Origin of the sequence: Hyella patelloides LEGE 07179 (assembly GCF_900659865.1) — a bacterium.
In the GTDB taxonomy this organism is placed as follows: Bacteria; Cyanobacteriota; Cyanobacteriia; order Cyanobacteriales; family Xenococcaceae; genus Hyella; species Hyella patelloides.
In genome coordinates this window covers 1-8,218 of record NZ_LR214067.1, presented here as the reverse complement: position 1 = coordinate 8,218, position 8,218 = coordinate 1, and the positions used below count along the sequence as shown (strand labels likewise).

Genomic DNA, 8,218 nt, shown 5'->3' with positions numbered 1-8,218 from the left:
TTTTACGCTAACTCCTACTCTTTTAGCAAATTCTCCTGGTCGCATTAACTTTTCCTAGACATAATGTCTAAGATTGTACAGCTTTGTCTAGCAAAATTGCTACTAGACTAAAGCTCTTCTCTCTTTAACCAGCTTATAACCTATAGCTAATCGCTACGCGATTTTAATTGTCAAAGTTAGTTGGTTCATCCGTTCTTCTCTTAGTTTTTAATAATGCGATCGCTAAAACTAACTACCCAAGATTGAATGCTTTGTTTATGAGTAAATAAAGTTTGTTCTAGTTTTGAGTATGGAAACCAGTACAGCGATCGCATATAGTATTGACTACTTTTTGCATAGATGCGATACAGATCTATCATCTAATACCAATTCTTCTTCACTAGCTTCTGGAATTAATACTTGCAATACCCCTCGATCTATGAAGATAGTTGCACGAATTCAAGTTCCTGTGTGGCTTCGGGACTAATTTATCCCAAATCCGATTATCAAAACATCCCATATATCATGTCTCTACAGAATTTAACGATTATACCGATAATTATTTTGTGTAAATAGGGTTTCATATTACCTTGTTTTTTGGGTTAATGAAATAGCCATACCCCTATCACCTCACAAGCAAAATTGGTACAATAAAACTAGGTATGAGGAGCTTCGCCAAAAATTCTGATTGAGTTTGGGAGGGGATTCTAATGAACCTAGATGAATACATCGCAAAATTTGAAAGGGGAGCTTTTAGCTTTCAGGACCTCAAAAAAATTGCTAGAAATCAATCAATAAGTACCATTTTTCGACTTTATGGCTCTTATGGAGAGGCTAAGAAAATTGGTTTTTATGATAATGATTCTCTAAGTTCGCGATAAAAAGTATGAAGAACCAGAGGGGGTAAGGCAAAATTGTAGACCATTTGTGCCTCATCATGACCGTCGCCAAAATAAGAAATGTTTTGTTTGTGAGGAATGTTGGTTTCTGTAATCAGAGCGATTCCTGGAGCTACAACATTAAAAATATCGCGAAAGAGTTTAATCGTTTCGTGGGTTTGCTCCAAATTAGCACAGGGCGTTCCAGGAATTTCCCATAAATAAGTTACCGCATCCAGACAAATGAGATCGGCTCCACGACGGACATAGAGCAGTAGGGTTTCAATTACCCACAGCAGCACCTTGGGATTGCGATAATTAAGGTCAATCTGGTCGGCAGAAAATGTTGTCCAAACCCAGACCGTTCCATTAATAGCTTGAAATATGGATATGTATATATCTCAAACTGTTTTTTTATTCTAAAATCAATAGTAATCAAGAACTAAAACTAATCTCTACCTTATTGAATTTGTGACACGCTCAAGCAGGCAAGAACACTTTAATATTTCTCATTATGGTAAACAATTACCTATTTTTCGCGTACGGAATATTAGTAAAGTCTATGAAATGGGAGAAGTTGCCGTTCAAGCACTAAACAATGTCAGTCTCGATCTACATACAGGAGAGTTGATAGTTTTACTGGGTGCTTCTGGTAGTGGAAAATCTACTTTACTTAATATTTTGGGGGGTTTGGATGTTCCCTCAACAGGACAGGTTATCTTTGACGAACGAAATCTGACTCAGGCTAGCGATCGCTGTTTAACTAGCTTTCGACGGGAATGTGTGGGCTTTGTCTTTCAGTTTTATAATCTGATTCCTAGTCTTACTGCTAGAGAAAATGTGGCTCTGGTTACCGAAATAGCTTCTCATCCGATGCGCCCCAGAGAAGCTTTAGCATTAGTGGATTTAGATCATCGCCTCGATCATTTTCCCGCCCAACTATCAGGAGGAGAACAACAACGAGTTGCAATAGCAAGGGCGATCGCTAAACGTCCCCAGGTGTTACTGTGCGATGAACCTACAGGTGCATTGGATTTTCAAACAGGTAAATTAGTGCTGCAAGTATTACAACGAGTTAATCGCGAGTTAGGCACAACCATTGCCGTAATTACTCACAATGCAGGAATTGCTGCGATGGCAGATCGGGTTATTACCATGCGTAGTGGCGAGATTATTAGTATTAAGCATAATGAAACCCCAATTTCCCCAGAGGATTTGGAATGGTAAATAATGATTAGTGATTAGTTGTTATATGAATTCCCTCGATCGCAAACTATTTAGAGATTTATGGCATACTAGAGGGCAGGTAATCGCGATCGCTCTTGTAGTTGCCTGTGGTATTGCTAGCTTTGTGATGGCTACAAGTACCTATACTTCCCTGATTCTGACTCAGAATACTTATTACAACGAATATCATTTTGCTCAGGTTTTTCTCTCTCTCAAACGCGCTCCCGAAACGATCGAGGCACAGATTGCAGATATCCCAGGAGTAGCCCAAACCCAGACTCGGATTGTGGTAGATGTCACCCTTGATGTTCCAGGCTTGACTGAACCAGCCACAGGGAGACTAATTTCTGTTCCAGAACAGCAGATTTCAATGTTAAACGAGCCTTTTATCCGTGAGGGACGTTATATCGAATCAGGAAGAGGTGATGAAGTATTAGTTAGCGAAGCATTTGCGGAAGCGAATCAGTTGCAGTTGGGAGATAGTATTGGGGCAATTATTAATGGTAAATGGGAAAGGTTAAAGATTGTGGGGATAGCCCTTTCTCCAGAATACGTTTACGAAGTGCGGGGAGCGGGGGAACTGTATCCTGATAATAAGCGTTTTGGCATTATCTGGATGGGTCGAGATGCTTTGGGTGAAGCTTACGATCTTGATGGAGCATTTAATAACGTTACCCTATCTTTGAGTCCTGGTGCCAAAGAAATTGAAGTAATCACCCAGTTAGATAGACTGTTAGAACGCTATGGTAGTTTGGGTGCTTACGGTAGAGAAGATCAATTCTCCCATCAGATTCTGGATGATGAGATTAAGGGTTTAGAGATTATGGCAACTATCCTACCTTCTATCTTTCTGGGAATTGCTGCTTTTTTGCTCAATGTAGTTCTCTCCCGTTTAGTTAGTACCCAACGAGAACAAATAGCCGTGTTGAAAGCTTTTGGTTATGATAACTGGGCTATTGGCGTACACTATCTAAAATTCGTCCTAATTATAGTTACTTTTGGCTCAATCTTGGGTATTTTGGTTGGTTTGTGGTTAGGAAGAGGACTGACGCAACTTTACACCGAATTTTTTAAGTTTCCCTTGTTGCGTTACGATTTTAGTCCCAGGGTTTTAGCCATTGCTATTATAGTTAGTTATAGTGCTGCTGCGATCGGTGCATTTATGGCAGTTAGTAAGGCGGTTGCGTTACCTCCAGCCCAAGGAATGCGCCCCGAACCACCTGCGAAGTTCAAACCTACTATTATCGAAAGACTCGGTTTACAGCGTTTTTTCTCCGTTGCAGGAAGAATCATCTTACGGAATTTAGAACGAAAACCCATACAAGCTGGTTTATCGATTTGCGGTATTTCTCTCGCAGTGGCAATTTTGATTACAGGAAATTATATTTTAGATGCGGTTAACTATCTGATGGATTTTCAATTCCGTCAGGTACAACGGGAAGACATGACAATTATCTTCAATGAACCCCGCCCTTCTCGTACCCGTTATGAAGTGGCTAATTTGCCAGGGGTAATTGATTCCGAACCATTCCGCTTAGTTTCTGCAAGACTACGTTTTGAACACCGCACCTATCGCACCGCTTTAACAGGTATTCAACCTCAAGGGGAATTCCGTCGTTTGATGGATAAGAATTTACACTCTGTCAATCTCCCCAGTGATGGAGCGATCTTGACAACCAAACTAGCAGATATCTTAGGTGTGAAACCTGGAGATATTCTTACGGTGGAAGTATTAGAAGAAAGTCGCCCCGTGCGTCAAGTTACCGTAGCGGGATTGGTAGATGAACTCTTAGGAGTACAAGCATATATCGATATTCACGCCCTCAATCGCTTGATGCGGGAAGGTGCAACTATTTCTGGTGCTTATCTCTCGGTAGATTCCCATCTGGCTAACCAGCTTTATACCGAATTAAAACAAATTCCCGCGGTGACGGGAATATCTACCCGCGAAGCTAGCTTAAATAGCTTTCAAGAAACCAGTGCGGAAAACCTAAAAATGATGACGAATTTCCTCGTAGTTTTTGCTTGCATCATTACTTTTAGTGTGGTTTACAATTCCGCTCGTATTGCTCTTTCTGAGAGGGGAAGAGAACTAGCCAGCTTGCGAATTATGGGCTTTACTAAAGCGGAAGTAGCTTTTATTTTACTGGGAGAACAAGCAATTTTAACTTTATTAGCAATCCCCTTCGGTTACTTAATTGGCTATGGTTTAGCTGCACTGATGTCTGCTGCTTTCAACTCTGAACTGTATCGCTTACCGTTGATAATTACTAATTATAATTATGCTTTTACTTTTATCATGGTCGCGATTGCGGGATTGATTTCAGGTTTTATTATTCGCCGTCAAATCAATCGCTTAGATTTGATTGCTGTGTTGAAAACTAGAGAGTAGTCTATTATTTGGCTGCACATAGCCAATTTCTTTGAGGTTCAGCAAATAACGAATAATTAAAAAACTACTAACATTTATGAATCTTATTCGACATATAGGGTTACTATAAGACATGATTAATAAGAATCTTTATCAATAAATCCAGTAAATTCAGTTTATGGCGATCGCTTTTGTGTTGAATACAACTCAATCAAAAAGAAAGAAACCTCCTATTTGGATTCATCCCACATTTGCTCCCGAACATGGGGTTTTACTGGTGTTATTTGGTGCTTTTTTGACTGGAGCAGCTTTAGCTCAACAGTGGACGTACTCTACTACTACTGCTTTAATTTGTGCTTTTTTTGCTTTGCAAGTAGAGCATCCTTTGGTGGTTCAGATTAAGTTGAGAAAAAATTTTAAACCTCGTTATGTATTGTGGGGAGGAATTTATGGAGGAATTACTTTTCTTTTAGCTATCTGGTTATGGTTACAGTCTTCGGTGCTTTTATGGCTTTATGCTTTGGCTATTATAGGCTTAATTGCTGACGCGATCTCTGTTATTAAAGGTAAGCATAAGTCGATAACTAATGAAATTATTGTTTTTGCCACAATTTGTTTGGCTGCGCCTTTGGCATATGGAGCAACTACGGGAAGTCTTTCTTTACAAGCGATGGCGATTTGGATACTTAATACTCTATTTTTTAGCAGTGCTATTTATACAATTAAGCTCCGACGCAAAAAAACCGCAGCTTTTAAACCAGGCGTAATTTACCATTGTTGTGCTGTTGCGATTGTTACTTGTCTTTATACTTTTAATTGTCTATTTTGGGTAACGGCTCTTTCTTTTGCCATTGCTCTAATTAAATTAGGTGTAGTTTTCACATTTCAAAAATGGTATCGTCAAGCTCGATTTCATTCTATAGTTATCTTTGAGACTCGTTTTGCTTTACTGTATATTGCGATCGCATCTATTAGTGTTCTTCCTACTCATTTACCTAAATAAAAAAAGTCTAGTTTAAATATTAAATAATTCTGCAAACTTAAAATCAAATCTTTTGCTTTCGTTTTAAGATAGCAGTCATCACACCTAAAAGAAAAACTCCTAAAAGAGCAAATCCTAATAATAATTTTCCTGATTCTAAAATACCTGCCCCTAGTGCTACAATCGGTGGATTAGAAAGACCGATACTAATAAGTAATGCAGGAATAAACTTTTGCCAAGGTGTTTTGGTTAATCCGACTCCATAACAAACAAAATCAAAAAAACCTGTCATCAGAAATGCAGTCATCAAAAAAAAGTTGTTTTCTAAATTCTTTTGACTTAAATTATCGATGCGAGTAATAAAGCGTTTACCGACTATTTTTTGAATAAAATCACGTCCATAGTGACGAGATAGTAAAAAGCTTAAACTACAAGAAATAATATCTGCCAAACAAATAGTAATTAAACCTGGGACAAAACCTAATAGTCCACCAGCAAATACTGAATAGGCTGTACCTGGTAAAGCAGGAACTACTACACTGGTAAAACGTAACGCAAAAACAGCAACAGTAGCCCAAATTCCTAATTTTTCAACATTAGAACGAATCTGTTCGATACCTACTTGATTGACAAACCAAATTCCTAAAGCAACTATCAAGAGAATAAGAATAAATTGAGCAATTTTGATAATTTTATTTTTCTTGATGACGCTTTGATTACTCATGGATTTTGCTTGATAAGAGAAAACAGTAATAAGCAATATATATTACCTATTACTGTAAAGTTTAAACTTAGGAGGAGAATTGAATCAATAATTAAGACTAGACTAGAGCAGGTTGTTTTTCCAGATCTGCATTGTAGTTACCTAAGCTAGCAGCACTGTTACATTTTGCTCGATGCAATAATAATTTTTGTGCTTCTGCTACATTGCTAGCATTACCACGCCAATGTTCTAATGCAGGTTGTTGGATAGCACGAGCATAAGAGAAAGTAACACGCCAGGGTGCTTGAACTCCATATATCTGATTCATGGCATTTAGGTGAGCAGAAGCTTTGATGTTGCTTTGACCTCCAGATAAGAAAGCAATTCCTGGGACATTAGAGGGTACAGTATTTAAAAGACATTCCATTGTTGCTTTAGCCACTTGTTCGACACTAGCTTGAATAGGGCAATTTGCTCCAGAAATCACCATACTTGGCTTAAGAATCATTCGATCGTAGGCGACATTTTGCACGTACAACTGACGAAATACTTCATGTAACGTTTTTTCTGTAACTTCGTAGCATCTGTTGAGACTATGATCGCCATCAACTAACACTTCAGGCTCTACTATAGGGACTAAGCCATTTTCTTGACACAATGCAGCATAACGAGCTAAACCATGAGCATTTGCTTCAAGACAACCATCGCTGGGAATTCTATCGCTAATAGTAATGACGGCTCGCCATTTAGCAAAACGCGCTCCCATTTGATAGTATTCTATAATGCGATCGCGTAAGCCATCCAACCCTTCAGTTACTTTTTCGTTAGGTCTTCGGGCTAAATCTTTAGCACCTGTATCGACTTTAATCCCAGGAATCATACCAGCATTTTGCATGACTTCGACAAAAGATTTACCGTCTTGAGTGGACTGTCGAATGGTTTCATCGTACAAAATAGCACCACTAATATAGTTGCTTAAGTTAGGAGTAGTTAATATTAATTCTCGATAAGCTCGACGATTATCTTCTGTTGCAGGAATGCCCAGTTTATCAAAGCGATTATTACAAGTACCGTTACTTTCGTCCATTGCTAAGATACCTTTACCTTCGACTACCATTGCTTTTGCAGTATCTCGAAGTTCTTGAGTATAATTATTCATTTGTGAAAAAATTTTAAGTAATTGCTAAATAAATCATAGTCTTATTGAAAACTAATTGCAAGAATTTTTTTGAGATGATAGATTATTATCAGTAAAAATCTAAGATGGCGGACAGAAGTAAATATTTAAGCATTGCTCATTGTTGGTTCTTACTTATTGCTAGTTACTTTATGTGTAGTAGTTGCAGGAGTTAATTATGAAAATAGTTGAGGCAAAAAAAGATAATCGCCTTTCTAGTCGGCAGTTAAACAAAATGAGAACTATTATCGAAAATCGCTGGGATGAAGTTTGGCAAGTTGTTGTCGAAAGAGATCGTTATTTTAAAGAGTTACACCACCATCAGCACAATTCAGATTTTTAAGGAGTCAAAATAGTGAATGCGATTGAGCAAGCCACAAATTTAATGATGATTAGTAAAATTGAGGCGATTGTTTACCTATTTAAGTCAAAATTTCCCAATATTATTGTCGATCTTAAACCTTGGCTGAAAAATGTCGAAACAGAAAAATATGGAGATAAAAACTCAATAGATATCGGGTTTCATTTCTCAAACCTTAATTTTCCTTGCCAATGTCGTAGTCTTTTGATGCAAGTTAGATTAAGTGAAGATTGTCAGCAGAGGAAATTAAAAGCAATTGGAGTAGAATTATCTGGCTATGAACCTTCTTATCCCTTGTGGCAATTTTCCACTATTGGTAGTTGGCAATTTGAAGGTAATTTTCCTCCTACTATAAGAACACAAGAAAAACTCAAGCAAATTTGTCATCAGATTATGCTGCTGTTTTCCAACAGAGATTAAGCAGGGATGCTGAGGAAGGGTTTAACAATAGTAGGTAAGATTTAAAATAGATTTTGATATCAGTGTTCCTAGTCCTTGTCTCTGATATTCTGGTTCAACAACCATATAATAAATCTGGAA

The 8,218-nt window shown here is 37.9% G+C and carries 8 protein-coding genes and 1 pseudogene; 5 read left to right on the top strand and 4 right to left on the bottom strand.

Features of this window, described 5'->3' with window-relative positions:
- Positions 1-200: 200 nt before the first annotated feature.
- Both H1P_RS36670 and H1P_RS28635 read right to left on the bottom strand, forming a co-directional pair.
- On the bottom strand, positions 201-359 hold the full coding sequence (locus tag H1P_RS36670) for a hypothetical protein (RefSeq protein ID WP_186376201.1): 159 nt from the start codon (positions 357-359) through the stop codon (positions 201-203).
- A gap of 491 nt (positions 360-850) precedes the next feature.
- Positions 851-1,240: pseudogene (locus tag H1P_RS28635) on the bottom strand (alpha-amylase family glycosyl hydrolase); the annotation flags it as partial.
- Between the two features lie 88 nt (positions 1,241-1,328).
- On the opposite strand from H1P_RS28635, the gene H1P_RS28630 reads away from it, so the two are divergent.
- The 3 genes from H1P_RS28630 (at position 1,329) to H1P_RS28620 (ending at position 5,458) form a co-directional block, all read left to right on the top strand.
- Positions 1,329-2,084 carry an ABC transporter ATP-binding protein gene (locus tag H1P_RS28630; protein WP_144874146.1) on the top strand — a complete coding sequence of 252 codons (756 nt, stop codon included), beginning with the start codon at positions 1,329-1,331 and terminating at the stop codon, positions 2,082-2,084.
- 25 nt (positions 2,085-2,109) lie between these two features.
- The gene (locus H1P_RS28625) at positions 2,110-4,476 is read left to right on the top strand and encodes an ABC transporter permease (protein ID WP_144874150.1); all 2,367 of its coding nucleotides are present in this window, start codon (positions 2,110-2,112) and stop codon (positions 4,474-4,476) included.
- A 157-nt stretch (positions 4,477-4,633) separates the two neighbouring features.
- Complete coding sequence (locus H1P_RS28620) at positions 4,634-5,458, top strand: YwiC-like family protein (RefSeq protein ID WP_144874144.1); 825 nt, start codon at positions 4,634-4,636, stop codon at positions 5,456-5,458.
- Positions 5,459-5,501: 43 nt separating this feature from the next.
- Here the strand turns inward: H1P_RS28620 and H1P_RS28615 are convergent, their stop codons facing one another.
- Both H1P_RS28615 and H1P_RS28610 read right to left on the bottom strand, forming a co-directional pair.
- Positions 5,502-6,161 carry a TVP38/TMEM64 family protein gene (locus tag H1P_RS28615; RefSeq protein WP_186376200.1) on the bottom strand — a complete coding sequence of 220 codons (660 nt, stop codon included), beginning with the start codon at positions 6,159-6,161 and terminating at the stop codon, positions 5,502-5,504.
- A 97-nt stretch (positions 6,162-6,258) separates the two neighbouring features.
- Positions 6,259-7,299: a class I fructose-bisphosphate aldolase gene (locus H1P_RS28610; protein WP_144874142.1), complete on the bottom strand. Its 1,041-nt coding sequence runs from the start codon at positions 7,297-7,299 to the stop codon at positions 6,259-6,261.
- A gap of 196 nt (positions 7,300-7,495) precedes the next feature.
- On the opposite strand from H1P_RS28610, the gene H1P_RS36665 reads away from it, so the two are divergent.
- Together H1P_RS36665 and H1P_RS28605 are read left to right on the top strand one after the other, a co-directional pair.
- Positions 7,496-7,660, top strand: a complete 165-nt coding sequence (locus tag H1P_RS36665) for a hypothetical protein (RefSeq protein ID WP_186376199.1) — start codon at positions 7,496-7,498, stop codon at positions 7,658-7,660.
- 12 nt (positions 7,661-7,672) lie between these two features.
- The gene (locus H1P_RS28605; RefSeq protein ID WP_186376198.1) at positions 7,673-8,098 is read left to right on the top strand and encodes a hypothetical protein; all 426 of its coding nucleotides are present in this window, start codon (positions 7,673-7,675) and stop codon (positions 8,096-8,098) included.
- Positions 8,099-8,218: the final 120 nt, after the last annotated feature.